This window comes from Bombella sp. ESL0380, assembly GCF_009725805.1.
GTDB classification, from domain to species: Bacteria; Pseudomonadota; Alphaproteobacteria; order Acetobacterales; family Acetobacteraceae; genus Bombella; species Bombella apis.
The window spans coordinates 15,570-37,524 of record NZ_WNIH01000008.1 but is presented as its reverse complement, the minus strand read 5'-3'; the positions used below and the strand labels follow the sequence as shown (position 1 = coordinate 37,524).

The following is a 21,955-nucleotide window of genomic DNA, read 5'->3' as shown; positions in this document are numbered from 1 at the left end:
TTTACTTTTCATTAGTAAATTGTAAATATTCCAGTCATTCTCTACCCGTAGTGGGCAGGGTGCAGTGGTGGGCTGGGAGATTGACTGGTGGCGGGGCGAATCATTTTTCTGAACTGCTTCCCACGGGATCTCGTTTCTGGCGGCATCAAGACAGTCTACCGCCACGCTTTCCTGCTCCGTCAGGCGGGATTTCAGGCGCAGGTCCTGCAGTCTGAAGGCTTGCCGTCATGGTTGGGGCAGGAGATGCTGCCGCTGGTCTGCAGGGATGTGAAGGACCTTGCAGAAGAGGATATGGTCGTTTTTCCCGAAGTGCTGGATGGATGGTATGCGGACATGATCCGCCAGCCCATGGCCGGGAAGAAGATCATCTTCTGTCAGAATCCCTATTATTTCTTCACATACAGGCCATCAGTTGAAACATTGAGGGACTGGGGCGTGACGCAGGTTCTGGCTCCGGGGATGGAGGCAGCGCATCTGATCCAGCGGGTGCTGGGACTGGAGGCTGTTCCTGTCACATCACCCGTGGTGGATGGAGCTGTGTTCAGGCCACGGCAGAAAAAACTCCAGATCCTTTGTGCTGAGTGGAAATGGCCCCATCAGGGAGGGATACCAGCCTATGTCTGCCTGTTCCGTGACATGCTGTCGTTGAAGTATCCCCAGTTTTCCAACGTTCCGTGGATCCCTCTGAAAAAGAAGGGTGAGGCGGAGGTGGCGGCCCTCATGGGTGAGTCCGCTGTCTGTCTTGCTCTGGGACGGATGGAGGCTCTTGGCATCACGGCGTTGGAGGCCATGGCGGCAGGCTGCCTTGTCGTGGGGTATCATGGTGGTGGTGGGCGCGAGTACGCTACGCCGCAGAACGGGTTCTGGCATTCCCCGGAGGATATGGAAGGCATCGTGGACTCCCTGGCCATGGCGCTGGAGGGATATGTTTCCGGCAGTTCCGCTCTGCTGAAGATGGTGGAACAGGGGCGGTGTACGGCCCGGGCCTATGCGCCAGAGAGGGTCAGTGCGCAGATACGGCAGGTCTATGGATGTCTCTGCGGATGAGACTGCTGCTGGGGGCAGGAAAAAGCTGTACGGCAGGGATGTTTTCGTCACTCGTTAACGATATAAAAGACATTCATTAATCTATGGCGTCTTCTGGTTGTCAGAGAGACATGGATGGCGGCGGGTTTTCCGACAGGCCGCCTGGGAGGGTGAGACGATGCTGGACCGCTTTGTAGCTTACAATGCCCGGATGACAGGAGACGAGGTGGCGTTTGGCAGCCTGTCCCGGAAGCGGTCCTATGCCCTGCTGGAGGCAACGGTCAGCCGTCTGGCCCATGCGCTGGAGGGGCTGCGCTCCCTCAATCTTCGTCGTGTGGCCGTGCAGTGCCCCGATACATGGCGGCACTGGGCACTGACCCTGGCGCTTGGCCGGCTGGGGCTTGTATCTGCTTCCCTGTCCAATGGGGATGTTTCGGAGGAGGAGCTGGCCACCCTGCGCCCGGACCTCATCATCCTCCACGGTCCGGGCGGCCTGCTTCCCGGTGAGGGGCGTCTGGTCCTCGGTGAGGACTGGTTCAGCCGTGCCCTCGCCAATGTGGAGGATGATGATGCGTCCTGTTACTACCCGCCTGTCCCTGTGGAGCGGTCGGCCCCATGCCGTGCTGCCCTGGCCAGCGGGACAGGCCGGGAGCCACATCTGCTGGAGCTGAGCTTCGGTGAGGTGGAGGAGCAGCTGCACCGGATCATCTATCATGACATGGTGGAGTATTTTACCCGCATGGGCAGGGGCCAGAGCCGTATGGTGGGCAAGCCACAGCTGCTCTGCACGGTTGGCCCGCAATCCTTGAGCGGGTTTCTCATGATGGGGGCCGCCCTTGCAGGTGGCACCACGCTGCGGAGCAGCGATGCCCAGAATATCGGGACGGAAGTCATGCAGGCGCCTGCCCTCATGATCGTCATGACGCCGGTTCATCTCAGGCATCTTTTGCGTGCCCTGCCACCACAGGGGCGGCCCATGAGCCATATCTATCTCAGCATCGTGGGGGGCAGGCTGTCCGACAGTCTTCTGAAGGAGACCACAGAACGTTTCACGCCGCATGTTCAGGTTGTGTACGGGACGGATGAAAGCGGCCTGGTGGCGGCCATGCCTGCCGATCAGCGCAGGAGTGAGGATGATGTCGGTGCTCCCCTGCCGTGGGTGGATGTCGAGATCGTGGATGCCGGGGGCAACAGGGTACCGGCAGGAGAGGTGGGTGAGATCCGCATCCGTGGCGGTGGTGTTGTCCGGGGCTATGTGGATGACAACCCGGCAGCGGAACAGCGCTTCCGGGATGGCTGGTTTTACCCGGGAGACCGGGGCTTCATGTCAGCCAGAGGTGGGTTGCACCTGCGGGGGCGAATGGATGCGCTGGTAAATGCCGGTGGCGCCAAGTTCGACCTGGAGGTGGTGGAAGACATCCTGCGCTCCGAAACACGGATCAGGGACGTGGGTGTTTTCATGATGACGGACGGGCAGGGGCAGGAACGGTTTTATGCGGCCATCGTGTCTCATGAGTCGTTTGATGAGCAGGCCCTGTCTGCCCGCCTGCGGAAGCGTTACCCTGCACTGCCGCCGGTCGTCATGATCTGGGTGCCGGAAATCCCACGCACACAGGAGGGCCACGTGGACAGACGCAGGCTGGAAGCGACGCTGAAGGACTATATCCAGCGTGGGCTGCACAGAGGGCAGGCCTGACCTTTTCATGATGCAGGATAGCTGCTGGACCAACCGGGAACAGGAAACAGATCATTCATGAGCCAGACATACACTTCCGATGAAATCGCCATCATTGGTGTTGGCTGTATTCTGCCAGCCGGGCTGGGGGACAGGGATGCCCTCTGGCAGTTTCTGCTGGAGCGTCGGGATGGCTGCGTGCCTGTTCCTGATGACCGCTGGGGGCGCAGACGGTTCTATGACCCGGTTGACCAGACCCCGGGCAAGACGACCATGCAGTATGGTCATTTCGTAAGGCCGGAAGACCATCAGTTCGAGCCCCTGTTTTTTGGCATTTCTCCCCGTGAGGGGATGGTGATGGACATCCAGCAGCGTGTTCTGCTCGATGTGAGCTGGCGTGCCATGGAGAATGCCGGTGTGATTCCCCGTACGCTCGAGGGCAGCAGGACGGGTGTTTTCATGGGCAGCTTCACACAGGACCAGCTCGTCCAGTGTGGCAGCCCTTTCATGCAGTCGCAGATTCGTGACCAGTTTGCGGCGGTGTCTTCCTGCATGACCATGTATGCGGCCCGTCTTGCCCATGTGTTCGGGTTGCAGGGGCCAGCCATTGCCATGGATACAGCCTGTTCATCCTCGCTGGTGGCCATGCATCAGGCCTGCAACAGTCTGCGTCTTGGTGAGTGTGACGTGGCTCTGGCAGGTGGCGTGAACTTCATGGTGATCCCGCAGACGGCCATGCTCATGACCAAGGGCCATTTTCTGGCCAAGGATGGCCTGTCAAAATCTTTTGCGGCAGATGCGGATGGCTATGGGCGTGGTGAGGGCTGCGTGGTCCTCATGCTCAAGCGCCTGAAGGATGCCATGCGGGATGGGGATGACATACGGGGTGTCGTGTGCAGCTCCGGTGTGAACCAGGATGGCCGGACTCCGGTTCTGACCATGCCGGATGCCGGGGCGCAGGAGGCGTTGATCCGGGATGTGCTGCGTCGGGCGAATGTGGCAGCGCGGGATGTGGCCTATGTCGAGGCACATGGCACGGGGACGCCTGTTGGCGATCCGATCGAGGCCAAGGCCATTGCACGGGCCATCGGGCAGTACCAGCCGGAGGGAAGCAGCATTCTCGTTGGCTCGGTAAAGGCCAACCTGGGGCATATGGAAGCGGCAGCTGGTGCTGTGGCTGTTCTCAAGACCATGCTGTGTCTGGAACATGGCATGGTGCCCGGACAGGCGAACCTGAAGGAGCTGAACCCTGCCATTCCGTTCGAGGAGTATCGCGTACAGGTGGCGCAGGGAGAGGCCACGGCTCTGCCTGAGCGGGAAAAGCTGTATGCGGTTGTCAATTCCTTCGGTTATGGCGGGACGAATGCCGTGGCCCTGCTGCGCCGCCCGACCGAGGCGGAGCGGAAGGTGGCCCAGCGTCGGGCCGTGCGGGATCATCGGCTGAAAGGCGTTCGTCCGGTGGGTTTCATGCAGCGTGTGCCGCTGCTGCTCAGTACGTTTGCGGAGCCCTCGCTGGGCTATATGGCCAAAGCGTATGCCGAACGGCTGGAAGGTGGGCAGGCCGGGCATGGCCTGTGGGAGGCTCTCTGTTTCTCGGCAGCCCGGTACAGGGCACGGTTCCGGCAGCGGGCGGTGATCCTCCCGGCCCGGGGAGAGGATGAGATCCCCCAGGCCCATGAGGCCTTGCAGGCTTTGGCCGAAGGGCGGACCCATCCGGCCCTGTTCACGGGCAAGGCTGTTGTGGATGAGGCTGTAAAACCGGTTTTCCTTTTTTCCGGCATGGGGCCGCAATGGTGGGGGATGGGCCGTCATCTCCTGCGCAAGGGGCCGCCGGAGGTCCGTGCGCTGGCCCGGCGCTGTGATGAACTGTTCATGAAGATGGCAGGGTGGTCCCTGCGGGCTGAACTGCTGAAGCCGGAACAGAAATCCCGTATTCAGGAGACGGAAGTTGCCCAGCCTGCCATTTTCCTTGTGCAGATATGTCTGGCAGCTTTCTTTGCCCGGCATGGCGTAACGCCGGGCGCCATTGTCGGCCATAGCGTGGGAGAGGTGGCAGCGGCGCATGTCAGTGGGGCACTGACGCTGGAAGACGCCGTGACAGTCATTTATCACCGCAGCCGCCTTCAGGCGACGTTGGCAGGCCGGGGCACCATGCTGGCTGTCGGCATGGGCCGCAGCCTGCTGGAAGAACGGCTGGAGGCCTTCGGTGGCAGGCTCTCTGTGGCTGCCATCAATAGCAGTGAGTCCTGCACGGTGGCTGGCCCCCGTGATGACCTTGCCGTGCTGGAGGCAGACTGCCAGAGGGAAGGCGTGTTTGCCCGGTTCCTGAAGGTGGATGTGCCCTATCACAGTCCTGACATGGCTGCGATCGAGGCAGAGATGTTGTCCTCCCTGGCCCATCTCCAGCCCAGTGCTCCAGCGATTCCGCTCTATTCCACCGTTACGGGCAGGTTGTGGGACGATGGGGCGCTGCATGATGGTGCCTACTGGTACGCCAATGCCCGGGAGCCGGTCCTGTTCCATGAGGCCATACGGGCTTTGCTGCATGATGGTCACGTCATTTTCCTTGAGCTTGCGGCCCACCCGGTGCTGGGGGCATCCGTGACAGGCTGTGCTGGGGAGGGACGTCACGAGGTGGCTGTCATTCCGACATTGCGGCGCATGCAGGATGATGCAGAAGGGCTGTTGCGGGCCCTTGTCCGCCTGACACTCAGCGGGGCAGAGCCGGACTGGCGACATGTCCTGCGGCCGGAGCGGATGGAGCTGCCCTTCTACCGGTGGGAAGAAGGGGGAAAAATGTGGCTGGAGACCGAGGCCTCCCGCCGTGACCGCCTGGATACGCAGGTCCACCCCGTTCTCGGCGCGCCCAGTCTGCTGGAAAGCCGTGCCTGGAGGGCTGATATCGGCGTGGCCTCCATGGAATGGCTGATGGACCACAAGGTCCACGGTATGGCGCTCTTCCCGGCGGCTGCTTATGTCGAGGCTGCTCTTGCGGCTCATGCCCAGCTGGAGGCCAAAGCTCCGGCCGTGATCGAGGACATCACGATCAGCACACCGCTGGTCGTGCAGGAGGGGCAGGCGCCGGTTGTCATGTGGCGGTTTGACATGGCGACCCGCCGTCTCGTTTTTGACAGCGAGACCGTGGCCTGGAATGGGGACTGGCAGACACATGGGCAGGCCACCATCCTTCAGGCGGCTCCATGGTGTGCAGCATCGGAAAAGAACAGGAATTTTGATTTCGCAGCCCTGTGTGCGGGAACGGCCCATTTTGAAGGGAAAGAGGTTTACGAGGCTTTTGCCGCCATGGGGCTGGATTATGGACCAACCTTCCAGACCCTGCGGCACCTGTATCGTGGTGAAGGGTATTCCGTGGCGGAGATTGCCCTTGAGGATGGGCAGGCCGCCACGCTGGAGGAGTATCATCTGCACCCGGCACTGCTGGATGGTGCCATGCATGCTCTCATCGGGGCTTTCCCGTTTGAGGAGCAGAAGGACGTGTACGTTCCGGCGTCCATCGAGCGTATCAGCTATATGGGGCAGAAGGTCTCCCGGGCCCATGTGATGGTGACGCCAACCCGGCGGACCTGCCGCAAGATCGTGGCCGATCTGCGGCTTTTCACACCGGAGGGTGAGCTGCTCTGCGAGGTGATGGGCCTGTGCTGTCGCCGTGTGGCCCGTGGCGGGCATGAGGCGTCATCTGCGGCACGGCTGGTCTATGCGCCAAACTGGATGAGTGCGGAGCGACAGGTGCTGCTGAGCGAACCGCTGGCCATCACTCTGCTGGGTGAAGGTAATGGGCTGGTAGCCGGATTGGCAGACCTGCTGGAGGATAATGGTGCCGAGCTGACCGTCAGCTCCCGTCTGGATGGGGCTGATCTGGCGGAGCAGCTGGATCAGGAACCGTTCCTCGCCAGACAGCGGGCGTTGGTGCTGTTCCCGCATGGCGGGGATGATTACCAGCAGTGCCTTGATGATATGGCCGCCTGCGTGGCGCTGTTCCAGCGTGTGCCGACACGGGCACGCAAGCGGCGCCTGCCGGTCATCATCGTGACCCGTGGCGCTTATGGCAGGGATGGGCAGGCGCAGGCGCTCCAGCGGGCCTTCCATGGTCTGTTTCGTGGTGCTGCTGCTGAGCGTGTTCTGGACCTCGCCGTACGGTGTGTTGATGTTCCTGCCGAGGGCACAGAGGCCTTTCTGGAGGATATTGCGGCCGAACTCGTTCTTGAGGACACATCGGAGGATACGGTCTGGCTGCGTCAGGCTGATGGCGGGGCTGGCCATGGGGCGGCTCCAGCCGGGGAGATGGTGGAACGCATGGTCCAGCGGCTGGTATCTCCGCCACTGGAGCCCGATCCCCAGCCTGTTCCGCTGGAGCAGATCATGGGGGGACAGGATGATGGTACCGTCGGTGTCCGCCTCGAGGCCAGCCGGTCTGGGACACTGGATGGTGTCACATGGCAGGCTTTTGCCGTGCCGGAGCCGGGTCCGGGCGAAGTCAGGCTCCGTACCCGCATGGCCAGCCTCAACTTCAAGGATGTGCTGAAAGCCATGTCTCTCCTGCCGGAGAGCGTGACGGAAGGGACCTTCAGCGGCGATGCGCTCGGGCTGGAATGTGTGGTTGAGGTCGAGGCGGTTGGAGATGGGGTTGAGGACATGAAGCCGGGCGACATGCTCGCACTTGTCTATCCCGACAGTTTTGCATCCCGCCGCATCGTGAAGGCCAGTGAACTGGCCTATTGTGCCCTGCCCCTGTCGGAAGAGGCCCTGCCGTTCTCGCTGGAGCAGATTGCCGGTCTGCCGCTGGTGTTCGTGACAGCCTATTATACGCTGGTCCACCTGGCCCAGCTCCAGGAAGGGGAGAGTGTTCTCATCCATGCCGGGGCTGGTGGCGTGGGGCAGGCCGCCATCCAGATTGCCCAGCTGAAAAAGGCGGTGATCTATAGCACGGCAGGCAGCCAGGAGAAGCGGGATTATCTGCGTCAGCAGGGCTGTGCGGGTGTCTGGGACTCCCGGACGCTGGAATTCGTGGATGGCATCCGTGAGGCCACCAATGGCCGGGGGGTCGACGTGGTGCTGAATTCCCTGCCCGGTGAGGCGATGATCCACAGCCTGCGGCTCGTGGCGCCGATGGGGCGTTTTCTGGAGATCGGCAAGCGGGACATCGTGGAGCATCGGGCGTTGGAGCTGATGCCTTTCAATGAAAATCTGGCCTATTTCTCCTTCGACATGGATCGGATGATGCCGCACAGGAAACTGTATGGCGTCATGGACGAAATCCTGCTGCTGGCCCGTCAGGGGAAATTCTCCTTCCCGCAGACACGCATCTTCCCGGCCGCAGAAGCGTCCGAGGCCTTCCGCTACCTCATGTCATCCCGGCACATAGGCAAGATCATGCTCTCCTATGAGGACATGAGCGGCCTCAAGGCCCGCCCGCTGCCGCAGGTTCAGCCGGGATTCAGCCGCAGGGGGGCGTATCTGATCACTGGTGGCATGGGCGGATTTGGCCTCAAGACAGCAGAATATCTTCTGTCCCAGGGGGCAGGGGTGCTGCATCTGGCAGGGCGGTCCCTGCCGAAAGACCCGGAGCGTAAACAGGCCATCGCAATGCTGAAGAAGCTGGCCGAAAGTGTTGGCGGTGCGGTGGTGACCCATCGTCTGGATGTGACGGATCAGGAGGCTGTGCGTCGTCTGGTCAGGAAACTGGCCCGGGATGATGTGCCGCTGCGGGGTGTCTTCCATGCCGCCGGTGTGGTGGATGACCAGCTTCTCAGCAGGATGGATGCGGCGAATGTCGCCCATGTCATGGCACCCAAGGTATTGGGGGCCCAGGCGCTGGATGATGCCACCCGTGGGCTGGAGCTGGACCATTTCGTGCTGTACTCCTCCTTTACGGCAGAGATCGGCAATCTGGGGCAGAGCAGCTACATGGCAGCCAACAGCTACCTCAATGCCTTGGCTGAAAACCGGCGCCAGCAGGGGCTGCCCGCCATGGCGGTGGGCTGGGGAGCCATTGGGGATGTGGGGATGCTGACCGAGAGTGATGCTGCCGGTCGCATGTTTGATGTCGCTGGCATCAGAACCATGATGGCGGCGGACTCTCTGGCGTATCTGCCGGTGCTCTATGGCGTGGACCGCAGTGACGTGTCTCTGGTGGACCTCAACTGGGCGCAGGTGTTCGGGGCGCTGGCCTGGCTGAAAACTTCGGCACGCTTTACGCTGTTGCAGCAGGAAAGCCTCAAGGGAGGCATGTCGGGCTCGGTCCAGCTGCTGATGAGCATGCCGGAAAATGAGCGTCTGGATTATGTCCTGTTCCGTCTGAAACAGCAGCTTGGCTCCGTGTTGCAGGTTGAGCCGGAGACGATCGAGGACAGTGCCCGCCTTTCCGAGCTGGGGATTGACTCCCTCGCCGGCGTGGAACTTCAGACAGCCATCCGGTCGGAGTTTGGGGTGGATGTGTCCCTCGTGCTGCTGGCCCGTAACGAAACCATTCTCGAAATGGCCCGCAGCCTGCTGCGTCAGGCGGTAGTGATGGCCCAGCAGGGGGGCACGGTTGCTCTGGAAGGGGCACAGGCCGTCGGAGGGGAAGCATGATTCCCTGGACATGCCATATTGTCCGCCAGTCCGGTTATGTGGTCGAGTATTACGACAATGGGTTCAGCATACTGGACAGGTACGAAAGCAGACTGGATGAGATGCTGAGCTTCCGGGCGGAGGAGCGGCCTGATGAGCTTCAGTGCGTTGCACTGGACCAGACGCTGGAGGTTGCTGCGTCCCTGACATTCCGGCAGGCGCATGAGTGGGCATGCCGGGTGGCGGGACTGGTGAGCCGTTTCGTGCCGGAGCGGGGGCTGGTCCTGCTCTGTTTTGAGAATGAGGCGGCAGTTGTGGCGGGGTTTTTTGGCTGTGTTTATGCCAATACCGTGCCTGTGCTGGGTGTGTATCCCAGCATGGTGGGCAGTGTGGACCGCCTGTTTGACATTCTGGAGGATTCCGGTGCGGTCGCCGTTCTGGGGCCACGGGAGACCCTGATGGGGTTTCGGCGGCAGGCGGCGGGCCGTGCCCGCAAGGTGAAGTGGATTCCTGTTGAAGGAGCTGAAAGTGCCGAGCCGCTCCAGCGCCGCCATGCGGCAGACCTGGATGATACGGCGCTTGTGCAATATACGTCCGGCTCCATAGGGCGGCCCCGTGGTGTGAAGGTCACGCACCGCAATCTGGGGACGAACCTGCATCTGCTGGCCATCCGCAGTGACTTCTGGCTCAGCCGGCGTGGGCTGGTCTGGCTGCCTCTGTCGCACGATATGGGATTGGTAAGTCTCATGTTCGGCGTGGCGATGGGAGGCACGACATGGCTGATGAAACCGGAGCATTTCATCACCCGTCCGGAGCGCTGGGTGCAGGCGATGGACCGGTACCGTCTCAATTTCTCCATCGGTCCCAACTTTGCCTATGAGCTTCTGGCCCGGCATGTCCCGGATTCCGCCCTGGAAGGGCTGGACCTTTCCTGCTGGACACAGTCCGTCATCGGTGCGGAGATGATCGAACGGGGAACGGTGGAGCGGTTCTTCAGCCGGTATGGGCCGCTCGGGGTGAAGCCGTCCATTCTGCGGCCGGGTTATGGCATGGCTGAGACAACCCTCATGATCACCGGTGACAGCCGGGACGGTGAGGGCGTGTCTTTTGCCACGTTTTCCCGTGCCGGGCTGGCAGAAGGGCGGGTCGGCCCGCCCCGTGATGAGCATGACGAGCGTGTTCTCGCAGATTGTGGCCGTGTGATTGAGGAACACGCCGTTCTTGTCGTGGACCCGGAGACGGGAGACAGCCTGCCGGATGGTCGGGTGGGCGAGCTATGGCTGAGTGGCCCCTGCGTGACACCGGGGTATCTGAACCGGGAGCAGGAAAACAGGGAACGTTTCGTCACGGGGGCGGATGGTCGCACCTGGTTCCGCAGCCGGGATTCAGGCTTTCTCGTGAAGGGGCATCTGTTCGTGACAGGTCGCATGGAGAACAGCCTCCCTATTGGTGACCACCGCTATGACCCGGATGATCTGGCACAGGCTGTCCGGCAGGCCTGTCCTGTCTTTACCAGCCGGAGTGTGGCGGTTTTCCGGCATGAGGGCGTGTTGTGCGTCATGGGGGAGCTGTCCCTGGCACAGGCAAGGCAGGTGGCAGGGTACGAGAGGCTTCTGGCCGACATGGCCCAGGCCATAGGGCGGGTCTGCCCGGTCCGGCAGCTGCGCTGTGTTCTGGTGCGGCAGGGCGGCGTGTTTCGCACGCCAAGTGGCAAGATACGTCTTGCGGCTACAGCCGGGGCTTTTGCAGCGGGGCGTCTGCCCATCGTGGCAGAGCAGCTTTTTGGTCAGGAGGCACTGGAGAGGGTCGAGATTCTGGCCTGGGGAAAGACGCCGCTGTGATTGGTTATGATGGTGACGGGTGGAGAGGCGCCCGGGGGAGAAGGAAAGGCATGTATGCGAGTGTGTGGCCATGAGTGATAATGACAGGGTCGTTCTGACACAGGTTGGCCCCGAGGGCATCCGGTATGATTTCATGGATGGCTGTCGTGTCTGGGTGCCGGAGGGGGCCCGCTGGACGGTCAGCCTGCGTGATGTGGATACGGATACTGTCCTGTTCTTTCAGGAGATCAACGGGTCCGGCATGGTGCAGAGCCTCAAGCGTTACTATGTCCGGTTCGAGATCACCGTCTGCAAGGATGGCAGCGAGGTCTTTACCCATGTCTGCGACCTGAAGGACCGTGAAGTGCTCATCGTGATGCAGCTGGGCGGGCTGGGAGACCATATTGCCTGGGTAGGACAGGCCGCCGCCTTTGTGGAGGAGCATGGCTGCCGGGCAAGCTTTCTTGTGAACGGGGCTCTGATTTCCCTTTTTGAGGATGCTTATCCCCATATCCGCTTCATTGATGAAGAGGACGTGGGCGACAGGCAATATTACGCACGGTATAGGGTTCTGGTTTTCTTCGGGGACAGGGAATTCACCTGTCAGCCCAACGATTATCGGCAGACGGGTCTTTCCCATATGGGGGCTTACATTCTGGGACTGCCACCGCAGGACAGGAAACCACGTATTGTGGTGGATCCGGGCGGGCGCCCGATGGAGGAGCCCTATGTCTGCATCGGGGCGCAGGCTTCGGGTCTGAGCAAATACTGGAATAATCCCCGTGGCTGGTATGATCTGATCCGCTTTCTCAAGGAGAAGGGATACAAGGTGGTCTGCATTGACAAAGACCGTGTGGCAGGCCCTGTCACGGCGGTGCGGACCATTCCTCATGGTGCTCAGGACGAAACAGGTCCCCGCCCGCTGACAGAACGGGCCCGCTGGCTGAAACATGCCGAGTTTTTTGTGGGGACATCCTCCGGTCTGTCATGGCTGGCCTGGGCAGCCGGAGCCCGGGTGGTCATGATCAGTGGTTATACAGAGCCATATAACGAGTTTTATACGCCATACCGTGTCATCAACAGGCATGTCTGCAATGGTTGTGCCAATGATGTGAACATTGACCTGCAAGCGGAGGATCCTTTCTTCTGTCCTCATCATAAAGGCACGGAGAGGATGTTTGAGTGTTCACGCGGGATTTCCTTTACGCAGGTCAAAAAGGCCATTGAGCGGATTCCGGGTTTTGGAGAGCTGTCAGAATGACTGAAAAGAAAACGGAACGTGTTCTTCAGGATATCGTCGCTCTCAAGGCCCCTTCCTCGGCATCACGTCTGCCCTTTACGGAGGAGACGGCAGGTTCTGGCCTGGAGGAGCAGGGGGAACAACAGTCTGTTGTCTCCTCTCTTTCCGCTGCGGAGCTGCCATCCGTCCCATCCGGGGCAGGTGATGCGGGATCGTTGAAGGAAAAGGACGATGGCATCGAGAGGCTGCCCCATCTGCCTTTTCCTGCGCCTGCCATGGAGCCGACGCAGGGAGGTGACCACGGCCTTCGGTATGATTTCAACTTCGGCGTCCGGGTGAAGGTGCCGGAGGGTGAGCAGTGGCGGCTGCGTTTCTGGGACATGGATACGGATACCTGCCTGTATGACGGCAAGGTTGGTGGGGAATATGTTTCCTCCCGCAAAAAGTATTTCATGAACGTGCTGATCGAACTGTTCGATGGTGAAACGCTTGTCTGGACGCACGAATATGATGCACGGGGCAAGAAGGTCGCTGTCCTCATGCCGACAGGCACTCTGGGGGATCCGCTGGGCTGGGTCCCTTATGCCGACCGGTTCGGGCGTGATCATGACTGTGAAATGACCATCGTGACCAGTGAGGTGATCATCGACCTCATGGGGCCGGCCTATCCGCATGTCCGCTTCCTGAAGGAAGAGGAATTTGCGGATGTGAAGGACGAATTCTACGCCACCTATTACATCGGGCTGTTCTTTCATGATGTGGAACAGGCCTGGCAGCCGCGGGACTTCCGTGCCGTTGGCCTGCACAGGACAGCGGGGTGGATTCTTGGCGTGGATCCAACAGAGATCCGCCCCAAGGTGGTCATCGAGAAGGCTGATACCCGCCCGATCGAGGAGCCTTATGTCGTGGTGGCCGTGCAGGCTTCCTGTGCCTGCAAGATGTGGCAGAATCCATTCGGGTGGCTGGATACGGTCCAGTATCTGAAGAGGATGGGGTATCGGGTCATCTGTATCGACAAGGACCCGGTGGTCGGGCACAATATTACTTGGAACCACATACCCAATGGCGTGGAGGATGAAACAGGGGAGCGCCCGCTGGCAGAACGGGCCCGCTGGCTGAAACATGCCGAGTTTTTTGTCGGTCTGTCCTCCGGCCTGTCATGGCTGGCCTGGGCTACCGGTACGCCTGTCATCATGATCAGTGGTTTTACGGACCCGATCAACGAGTTCCATACGCCGTACCGGGTGTTCAGCAACCATGGCTGCAACAGTTGCTGGCACGATATCCGGACGCCCTTCCAGCATGACGATCATCTGTTCTGCCCCCGGCACAAAGGGACGGACAAGGCGTTTGAATGTACACGCAACATCAGCACATCGTATGTACTGTCCGTCATCAAGAAGCTGTGCAGGGATCATGGCTATGTGCCACCGGCTGTGGCCGCCGGGGAACCCTGGCCTGATGATGCAGAACGGGTCGCCATGGTGAAGGGAAATCTGCATTACGAGCACAGGCATGAGGTGTACTGGGAGCTTTGAGCCTTCCAGTGGCGGCCCGGCAGCGTCTCCTGTCTGCCGGAGGGTGCCATCTGCTGGTCAGCCTGCTAGAAGGGCGGTCAGGTTCCTTCTTTGCGAGAATGGTTGACTGATGACAGATACATCCCTGCCGGTCTGCGTGGCCGCCCTCTATCATTTCACGGCGTTTGAGGATCACAAGTCCCTGCGCCAGCCCCTTCTGGAGCTGTGCCAGAAGGAGGGCGTGAAAGGCAGCCTGCTGCTGGCCCGTGAGGGCATCAATGGCACGATCGCCGGGCCTGATGCAGGCATCGATGCCGTACTGGCCTACATCGACAGCCTGCCGGGCTGTGCCGGGTTCGATTACAAGAAGTCCCGGGCGAAGACGATGCCCTTCCTGCGGATGAAAGTGCGGCTGAAGAAAGAGATCGTCACGATGGGGCAGCCGGACATTGACCCCCATGTCTGCGTTGGCCGTTATGTCGAGCCGAAGGACTGGAATGCCCTGATCTCTGACCCTGATACGGTCGTGATGGACACACGCAACGACTATGAGGTGGCCATCGGCACCTTCCGGGGTGCCGTGGACCCGAACCTGAAGACATTCCGTGCCTTCCCGGAGTGGTTCCGCAACTGGCGGAAAGAGGTGGAGGCACAGGGCCGCACACCGAAGATCGCCATGTTCTGCACGGGGGGCATACGGTGCGAAAAATCTACCGCCTTTGCCCGGCAGGAAGGGGTGGAGGATGTGTACCATCTGAAAGGCGGCATCCTGAAATATCTGGAAGAGATTCCAGAGGAAGAAAGCCTGTGGGATGGCGAATGTTTCGTGTTCGACCAGCGTGTGTCGGTCGGGCATGGGCTGAAACTGGGCAGGTATGACCTCTGCCATGCCTGCCGTGCGCCCATCAGTGCGGAAGACAAGGAGTCGCTCCAGTATGAGGAAGGCGTGAGCTGCCCGCATTGTTACGGGCAGAGAACGGATGCCCAGCGGCAGCGTTACCGTGAACGCCAGCGTCAGGCGCAGCTGGCGGCAGAACGGGGACAGGCCCATCTGGGGGATGAGGCGCAGGGCTGACCGGCTTTTCAGCCCCGGTCTGCCGTGGAAAAGGCGTCCCCCGAAACGGGGTGACGCCTCCATCTTGTTCAGAAATGTTCCCGCAGGGTCAGGTTGACGGACCGGCCCATGCCCAGAACAGCCCCGGGAGGGCTGCCCGCCGTGCTGACGGCCCGGCCCCCCAGCGGCAGGGCGTAACGCTGGTTCAGCAGGTTGTCGAGGCTCACATCCAGCTGAAGATAGCGGGACCAGTGATACCCGGCTCCGAGATTGAACAGCGCATAGCCGGGTGTCCGGGGCTCGTTGCGGACCCAGTCCACCGTATGTTTGGCTTTGACAAGCACGACTTCCGCCATGCCGTGCCACGGGCCGAAATGCTCATGCAGGCGGATGGTCCCGTTGAGCGGCATCTGCTGGTACAGTCCCGAATGGGTCTTGAAGTCCTGCCCCCGCACCCAGTTCAGAGTGGCGGAGAGTTCCCCCGTGCCCCAGTGTGTATTGTCCCACAGGGTCGTCCGGCCAGAGGCGTTGATGCCGTAGCTCTGGGCATTGTGGTTGGCGAACTGGAGCAGGTTGAAACCCCGTGACAGGGCACCGATGCGCACGACGTTCATGTAATTGTGCGTGTAGGTGTAGAAAGGCTGGATCATGGCCTCCCACTGGTGGTCATCCGCATCGTGGAAGCGGAATGTCACGCTGGTGGTGTTGGCGACTTCAGGTTTCAGGTTCAGGTTGCCGACATAGCCGTTGCCATCACCAAACCAGTTGATCATCCGGGCCGTCATGCTGTCCCGGCTCCAGCCATAGCGTTCATACAGGTTGGGGGAGCGTGTCTTGCGGGCATAGCCGCCCTCAATGTTCAGATAGGCACTGGCCTTGTAGCGCACCAAGGCTGTGACATCGAAATTGTCATCCGTGCGGCCCCGGCGGGCACTGTTGAAGGCACGTGCGGCCGCCTGATTGGTGCTGCCCATGTTCATGCCAGACATACCCATGCCGGACATGCCCATATCCGACATGTGGCCCATGCTCATCATGTTCATGCCAGACATTCCTCCCATTCCCATGTCATTCATGGAGGAGAGGCCCTGATAGGGAGAGACCGGGCCGGTATTCATCATGATGACGTCGCTGCGCATGCCGAGTTCGGTGGAGAGGCGGGGCGTCCATTGGGCATTCCACTGGATGAAATGGCCAAGATGGTCCCGATGGGCACCGTTCAGGCTGTGGAACGTGCCCGGCCCCATCATCATGCTGCCCATGACGGGCGGCCACCAGTCATTGAGGCCATCATGACTGAAGGCACTGCCGATCTTGAGCTGATGGCGTCGCCCAAGCGGCATGGTGGCGACCAGACTGTAGCCTGCCGTCCGGCCATCGCTGTTCATGGGCATGCCGGTCGTGGCGCTGTGGCCGCCCTTGTCGGCCAGCATGTTCATGGCATGGGTCACACGCTGCCAGTAGCCCCGGGCCTCCAGCGTCCCCCAGCCGAAGGTGCCCACATATTTCCCGTTCACGAAGGTGGAGCGGTTGTTGGTCTCGTCCATGTACTGGTTGGGGAAACCCTCGTAGGGCGTGTCCTGCTGTCCGAATGTCAGGCTGAAGAGATGGTTCTTCAGTTTCAGGCCCGCCGTCACATCATGATTGAAGCTGAGATAGCTGCTGGAGAGAACCCGTCCGCCACGCCCTCCGGCGGTGTAATCGCTGGCATGGGTGTAGGAGCCGCTGTAGCGCAGGCTGAGCATGTCATTGGCAACCGTGATGGAACCACCGGCACCGGAGCCGCCGCCATTGCTGCGCCAGTCTTCTCTTCCATCGCCTGTCACGAGGATGTTGCCTTCCCGGGCGAACTGCGGGTCTTTCCGTTCCACGGAGATGGTGCCCCCCGTGCTGTCTCCGCCGAGGCTGACAGGCGTGATCCCGGCAATGGCCACGCTGTGGGACACTTCATCAAGGCTGATCTGCGAGAGGGCAGGATTCATGTGGTTGGGGCAGTCCGCCATCAGGGGCATTCCGTCCACGAATGTGGCGACCCGGTCATCCGCCATGCCGTTGAGAACGGGCAGGCTGGCGATGCCGCCCGTTCTGTAGCTGCTGTAACCCGGTACGTCCCGGAACAGGGCCGCTGTGTCGGCTGCCTGCGTGAAAGGGCGCCGGATGGCTGTGACGCTGATCTCTTCAGCCGGTCGGTTGCTGGAGGAGGCTGGGGCTTGGCCAGGCTTCAGGGAGGTGGGGACCTGCCGGATGGGCGACATCTGCGGCCTGTCCGGGGGGCTGGTCGTGGTCCCATGGCCGGGGAGGGAGGAGCCGGAGGCTGGCAGGGTCTGGGCGGTGGCCTGTCCGGCTGGCAGGATCACACCTCCCAGAAACAGGGTGGTCAGGGCCGGACGCACGATACGTCCACCCGTGCAACGGGGAAAAATAGACAAGAGTCATCCATTCTGAAGAAAACATGCGGAAAGGCCGACACGCAGCCTTCTTCAGGCCGGGTCGGTCAGGCGGATGCGTGGCTCAGGATGGTGACAGGTGGCCCACGGCTCGGTGGCCGCTGGCGGGTCGGTTCTGGCGGTGCCTGTGCGGGAGGAACCGCCTGCCATATCTGGCGGGCCAGCCGGGTGCAGCTCAGCAGGACGGCAAGGATGGTCAGTGCGAGCAGGACATGGTCCAGCAGGGGGCAGAGGGGACAGTCCAGCCCGTGATGGTGGTGCCCGCCAGAATGATGATGGTTCATCAGCAGGGGAGCTGATGGTGCTGTCGGGCTGTGGGGATGGCAGTGCGCCTGTGGTTCCACACCCTGCCCCATGGTGGCGACAGGTTCAGCCTCTGGCTGGTGGGGGGCGATGTCGATGCCTGTCAGCCGCAGGATGGCGGCCCGGGGGCTTTCATCGGGCAGGCTGGCGGCCGTGAGAAGGGTCTGTGCCCCGAATCCCAGCAGCATGACCAGTACCATGAGGAGGCGCAGCGGCGTCCAGCGGAACAGGGCAGAGGTCATCAGGCCGTGGGTGGAGAGAGCCTTCATGGGTCAGTGCCGGACTCCACCGGAGAGACAGGCCAGCAGCGTGCCCAGCATGATCAGCCCCACGCCCAGATAGGCCGTCAGGGACAGGGGCTGACGGAAGATGGTCACGCCGATGAGGACGATGCAGACGATCCCCACCCCGCACCAGACGGCATAGGCGATGCCAAGAGGGACGCATTTGAGGGCCTGTGCCAGACAGAAGAAGGCCGCTCCATAGAGCAGGAGCGAGCCGATGGTGGGCAGGGGCCTGCGGAACCCGTTGGAGATGTTGAGCAGGCTGGTTGCCAGAACCTCCAGCAGGATGGCCCCGAACAGGAAGAGCCAGGCAAGAAAAGGCGTCATGGCGACATCCTATATCAGGATTTCTTTTTTCTGCCACCTTCCCTGCCGGTACCCTGCTGCGGCGTGGCTGGTGCCGGGCCTGTTTTCCCGGCGGCCAGCATGGGGGCGAGGAACTGCCCGGTATGGCTTTTCTTGCAGGCGGCAATGTCTTCTGGCGTGCCGGTGGCGACAACCTGCCCACCGCCTGCACCGCCTTCCGGCCCGATATCGATCACCCAGTCCGCCGTCTTGATGAGATCAAGGTTGTGCTCGATGACCAGCACCGTATTGCCCTGTTCCACAAGGGCATGAAGGACATTCAGCAGCTTGTGGACGTCTTCGGTATGCAGGCCGGTGGTGGGTTCATCCAGCACGTAGAGGGTCCGGCCCGTGGCACGGCGGGCAAGTTCCTTGGCGAGCTTCACACGCTGGGCCTCACCACCGGAGAGGGTGGTGGCCTGCTGGCCGAGGGCTACATAGCCCAGCCCCACCTGCTGGAGGATGGAGAGACGGTCCGCAATGCGGGGCACGGCACTGAAGAACGGCACGGCCTCGTCCACTGTCATGGCCAGAACGTCGGCAATGGATTTGCCCTTGAACTTGATCTCCAGCGTTTCCCGGTTGTAGCGGGCCCCTTTGCAGGTATCGCAGGTGACGAACACATCCGGCAGGAAGTGCATCTCGATCTTCAGCACGCCGTCACCCTGGCAGGCCTCGCAGCGCCCTCCCTTGACGTTGAAGGAGAAACGTCCCGGCTTGTAGCCCCGTGCCTTGGCCTCCGGCAGTTCGGCGAACCAGTCCCGGATGGGGGCGAAGAGGTCCGTATAGGTGGCGGGGTTGGAGCGGGGTGTCCGCCCGATGGGGGACTGGTCGATCTCGATGATCTTGTCGAGCTGCTCGGTGCCTTCCAGCCGTCCATAAGGGAGGGGGACGGCAGCGGACTTCATGATCTGCCGGGCCAGCCCCTTGTAGAAGGTGTCGGTGATGAGCGTGGACTTGCCGCTGCCGGAAACTCCCGTCACGGCGATGAAGGTGCCGAGCGGGAACTTCACGCTGACATTCTTGAGGTTGTTTCCCTTTGCCCCGTGGATGCTCACCCAGCGTCTGCTCTTGCGGCGGGTGGCGGGGACGGGGATGCCCCGGCGGCCAGCCAGCCATGCGCCCGTCAGACTGTCGGGATTCTGGGCGACCTCTTCCGGCGTGCCGCAGGCGATGACGTGCCCGCCCTGTGTTCCGGCTCCCGGCCCCATGTCGATGAGGTAGTCCGCCTGCCGGATGGCATCCTCGTCATGTTCCACGACAAGGACGGTATTGCCGAGATTCCTCAGCCGCTCCAGCATGGTGAGCAGGCGGGCATTGTCCCGCTGGTGCAGCCCGATGGAGGGCTCATCCAGCACGTAGAGGACGCCCGTCAGGCCGGAGCCGATCTGCGAAGCCAGCCGGATGCGCTGGCTCTCCCCGCCGGAGAGCGTGCCGGAACTGCGGGAGAGGGTGAGATAGTCCAGCCCCACACGGTCGAGGAAATGCAGCCGCTCGGTGATTTCCTTGAGGATGCGCCGGGCGATCTCGGCCCGCTGGGGTGTCAGGCTGGCCTCCACGGTGCTGAACCAGGCAAGGGCCTCGCTGATGGTCAGGTCAGAGGCCTCGGCAATGTTGCTGTCATTGACCTTCACGCAGAGGGCTTCCGGCCGCAGGCGGGCACCGTGACAGGCCGGGCAGGGCATGGCGGACTGGTACCGGCCCAGGGCCTCCCGGACATGGACGCTGCTGCTCTGCGCCAGACGGCGTTGCAGATGGCTGATGATGCCTTCGAAAGGCCGGTGGATGGTGTGTGTCTTCCCCTTGCCATCCTGATAGGGGATGCTGACGGCTTCCGGCCCGCCATGCAGGAGGAACTGGCGTGAACTGTCCTTCAGCCTGTTCCATGGGGTGTCCAGCGTTTCCTCGCAATGGCGGGCCAGGGCGGCGAGGGTCTGGTCAAAGAGCGGGTCCTGCTCATTCCGCCACGGGGCAATGGCGCCTTCCCGCAGGGTCAGGCTGTCATCGGGGATGATGAGGTTGGGGTCGAAATGCGTTTCCGTACCCAGCCCGTCACAGGTCGGGCAGGCTCCCATCGGGGCGTTGAAGGAGAAGAGGCGGGGTTCCACACTTTCCAGCATGAAGCCGGATTCCGGGCAGGAATAGCGTGAGGAGAAGGAAGCCTTCAGCGGCTCACGGTCTTCCCCGCTGCGGAGGACTTCCTCGACAGAGGCTAGGCCGTCCGAGAGGTCCAGGGCGGTTTCAAAACTGTCGGCCAGCCGGGTTTCCACACCGTCCTTCAGCACCACACGGTCCACCACGACATCCACGTTGTGGCGTGTCTTGCGGTTCAGCTTCGGGGCGTCGCCGATCTCGTAGAGCGTGCCATCAATGCGTACACGGGCGAAGCCACGGCGGGTCAGCTCGGCCAGTTCCTTCGCACAGTCGCCCTTGCGGTCCCGCACGACCGGGGCCAGCAGCATGAGCCGTGTGCCGGCGGGCATGGCCATCACACGGTCCACCATCTGGCTGATGCTCTGGGCCTCGATGGGCAGGCCGGTAGCCGGGGAGTAGGGAACACCCGCCCGTGCCCAGAGCAGGCGCATGTAGTCGTGAATTTCGGTGATCGTGCCGACCGTCGAGCGTGGATTGCGGGAGGTTGTTTTCTGCTCAATGGAAATGGCCGGGGAGAGGCCCTCGATGGAATCAACATCCGGCTTGCCCATCAGTTCCAGAAACTGGCGGGCATAGGCGGAGAGGCTCTCCACATAGCGACGTTGCCCTTCGGCATAGATGGTGTCGAAGGCGAGGGAGGACTTGCCGGAGCCGGAAAGGCCCGTCAGCACGGTCAGCCTGTCCCGGGGGATGGTGACGTTGACGTTCCGCAGGTTGTGCGTACGGGCACCACGGACGATGATGTGGCTTGTGCTGGCAGGGCGGGCTGTGTCTGTCACGCTATGTCCTCATTACGGCCTTTGTGGCAGGTATGGATGCACGGGCGGTCCATCTGTGCAATATAGGCAATATGGGTACACGGTGCCAGAATCGAACCGTGGCAATGAAAAGTTCTTGAGAGAAGTGGAAAAAACGCATGGCAGGTAGCGTAAACAAGGTCATTCTGGTGGGAAATCTTGGGCGTGACCCGGAGGTCCGGAACACCCAGTCCGGCAGCAAGATCGTCAATCTGGCTATCGCTACCAGCGATACGTGGAACGACCGCAATACAGGAGAGCGGCGTGACCGTACGGAATGGCACCGTGTCGTCATTTTCAACGAGCGTGTCGGTGATGTGGCGGAACGTTATCTGCGCAAGGGCCGCAAGGTTTATATCGAAGGCGAGCTGCGTACCCGCAAGTGGACGGACCAGCAGGGCGTGGAGAAATACACGACCGAGGTTGTGATCGATCGCTTCCGTGGCAATCTTGTCCTGCTGGACAGCCAGCGTGGCGGTGGTGACGGTGGCGGCTATGGTGATGATGGTTATGACGGTGGTTATGGTGATGGCGGCAGCAACTGGGCTGGTGGCGGGTCCGCTCCGGCGGGCCGTGGCGGTGCCGGTGGTCGTGGTCAGCAGGGTGGCAACTTCGGTGGCGGTGCTGGCTGGGACAGTTCTTCCGGGCAGGGTGATCAGGCACTGGATGACGAGATTCCGTTCTGACCCTGTCCTTTCATGAGGCACGGTCCGGTGGGTGCCA

Annotated in this window: 12 protein-coding genes; 8 read left to right on the top strand and 4 right to left on the bottom strand. The window is 61.7% G+C overall.

Features of this window, described 5'->3' with window-relative positions; all coding sequences use genetic code 11:
- The first annotated feature begins 87 nt into the window (after positions 1-87).
- The 7 genes from GM608_RS07995 to GM608_RS07965 all read left to right on the top strand — a co-directional run bounded on the left by GM608_RS07995 (position 88) and on the right by GM608_RS07965 (position 14,923).
- Positions 88-1,047, top strand: a complete 960-nt coding sequence (locus GM608_RS07995) for a glycosyltransferase (RefSeq protein ID WP_333645358.1) — start codon at positions 88-90, stop codon at positions 1,045-1,047.
- A 97-nt stretch (positions 1,048-1,144) separates the two neighbouring features.
- Positions 1,145-2,722, top strand: coding sequence for a class I adenylate-forming enzyme family protein (locus GM608_RS07990; RefSeq protein WP_248630753.1), 1,578 nt, complete (start codon positions 1,145-1,147; stop codon positions 2,720-2,722).
- A 57-nt stretch (positions 2,723-2,779) separates the two neighbouring features.
- Positions 2,780-9,292: a type I polyketide synthase gene (locus tag GM608_RS07985; protein ID WP_333645357.1), complete on the top strand. Its 6,513-nt coding sequence runs from the start codon at positions 2,780-2,782 to the stop codon at positions 9,290-9,292.
- A complete protein-coding gene (locus GM608_RS07980) occupies positions 9,289-11,112 on the top strand; it encodes an AMP-binding protein (RefSeq protein ID WP_154981044.1) in 1,824 nt (607 codons plus the stop codon). Before GM608_RS07985 ends, GM608_RS07980 begins: the two co-directional genes overlap by 4 nt.
- Before the next feature lie 70 nt (positions 11,113-11,182).
- Positions 11,183-12,352, top strand: a complete 1,170-nt coding sequence (locus GM608_RS07975) for an autotransporter strand-loop-strand O-heptosyltransferase (RefSeq protein WP_043558991.1) — start codon at positions 11,183-11,185, stop codon at positions 12,350-12,352.
- Entirely contained in the window at positions 12,349-13,869 is a 1,521-nt protein-coding gene (locus tag GM608_RS07970) for an autotransporter strand-loop-strand O-heptosyltransferase (RefSeq protein ID WP_052348966.1), read from the top strand. The genes GM608_RS07975 and GM608_RS07970 overlap by 4 nt, the downstream gene beginning before the upstream one ends.
- Positions 13,870-13,978: 109 nt before the next feature.
- Positions 13,979-14,923, top strand: a complete 945-nt coding sequence (locus tag GM608_RS07965) for a rhodanese-related sulfurtransferase (protein ID WP_333645356.1) — start codon at positions 13,979-13,981, stop codon at positions 14,921-14,923.
- A gap of 68 nt (positions 14,924-14,991) precedes the next feature.
- On the opposite strand, the gene GM608_RS07960 is transcribed toward GM608_RS07965, so the two are convergent.
- From GM608_RS07960 to uvrA, 4 genes are all read right to left on the bottom strand, one after another.
- Positions 14,992-17,157, bottom strand: a complete 2,166-nt coding sequence (locus tag GM608_RS07960) for a TonB-dependent receptor domain-containing protein (RefSeq protein WP_192848754.1) — start codon at positions 17,155-17,157, stop codon at positions 14,992-14,994.
- Positions 17,158-17,396: 239 nt separating this feature from the next.
- On the bottom strand, positions 17,397-17,921 hold the full coding sequence (locus GM608_RS07955; protein WP_333645354.1) for a DUF2946 domain-containing protein: 525 nt from the start codon (positions 17,919-17,921) through the stop codon (positions 17,397-17,399).
- A gap of 3 nt (positions 17,922-17,924) precedes the next feature.
- On the bottom strand, positions 17,925-18,263 hold the full coding sequence (locus tag GM608_RS07950; protein ID WP_043558985.1) for a multidrug efflux SMR transporter: 339 nt from the start codon (positions 18,261-18,263) through the stop codon (positions 17,925-17,927).
- A 14-nt stretch (positions 18,264-18,277) separates the two neighbouring features.
- Positions 18,278-21,214 carry an excinuclease ABC subunit UvrA gene (gene uvrA / locus GM608_RS07945; protein WP_081562379.1) on the bottom strand — a complete coding sequence of 979 codons (2,937 nt, stop codon included), beginning with the start codon at positions 21,212-21,214 and terminating at the stop codon, positions 18,278-18,280.
- A gap of 137 nt (positions 21,215-21,351) precedes the next feature.
- Between uvrA and ssb the strand changes: the two genes are divergently transcribed.
- Positions 21,352-21,918: a single-stranded DNA-binding protein gene (ssb, locus tag GM608_RS07940; protein WP_043558983.1), complete on the top strand. Its 567-nt coding sequence runs from the start codon at positions 21,352-21,354 to the stop codon at positions 21,916-21,918.
- Positions 21,919-21,955 lie beyond the last annotated feature (37 nt).

Excerpts from the sequence above, each read along its gene's own strand:
- GM608_RS07960 (WP_192848754.1), bottom strand. The coding sequence starts at position 17,157 with ATGTCGCCCATCCGGCAGGTCCCCACCTCCCTGAAGCCTGGCCAAGCC.
- GM608_RS07950 (WP_043558985.1), bottom strand. The coding sequence starts at position 18,263 with ATGACGCCTTTTCTTGCCTGGCTCTTCCTGTTCGGGGCCATCCTGCTG.
- GM608_RS07965 (WP_333645356.1), top strand. The coding sequence starts at position 13,979 with ATGACAGATACATCCCTGCCGGTCTGCGTGGCCGCCCTCTATCATTTC.
- GM608_RS07980 (WP_154981044.1), top strand. The coding sequence starts at position 9,289 with ATGATTCCCTGGACATGCCATATTGTCCGCCAGTCCGGTTATGTGGTC.
- GM608_RS07975 (WP_043558991.1), top strand. The coding sequence starts at position 11,183 with ATGAGTGATAATGACAGGGTCGTTCTGACACAGGTTGGCCCCGAGGGC.
- GM608_RS07970 (WP_052348966.1), top strand. The coding sequence starts at position 12,349 with ATGACTGAAAAGAAAACGGAACGTGTTCTTCAGGATATCGTCGCTCTC.
- ssb (WP_043558983.1), top strand. The coding sequence starts at position 21,352 with ATGGCAGGTAGCGTAAACAAGGTCATTCTGGTGGGAAATCTTGGGCGT.
- GM608_RS07955 (WP_333645354.1), bottom strand. The coding sequence starts at position 17,921 with ATGAAGGCTCTCTCCACCCACGGCCTGATGACCTCTGCCCTGTTCCGC.
- GM608_RS07985 (WP_333645357.1), top strand. The coding sequence starts at position 2,780 with ATGAGCCAGACATACACTTCCGATGAAATCGCCATCATTGGTGTTGGC.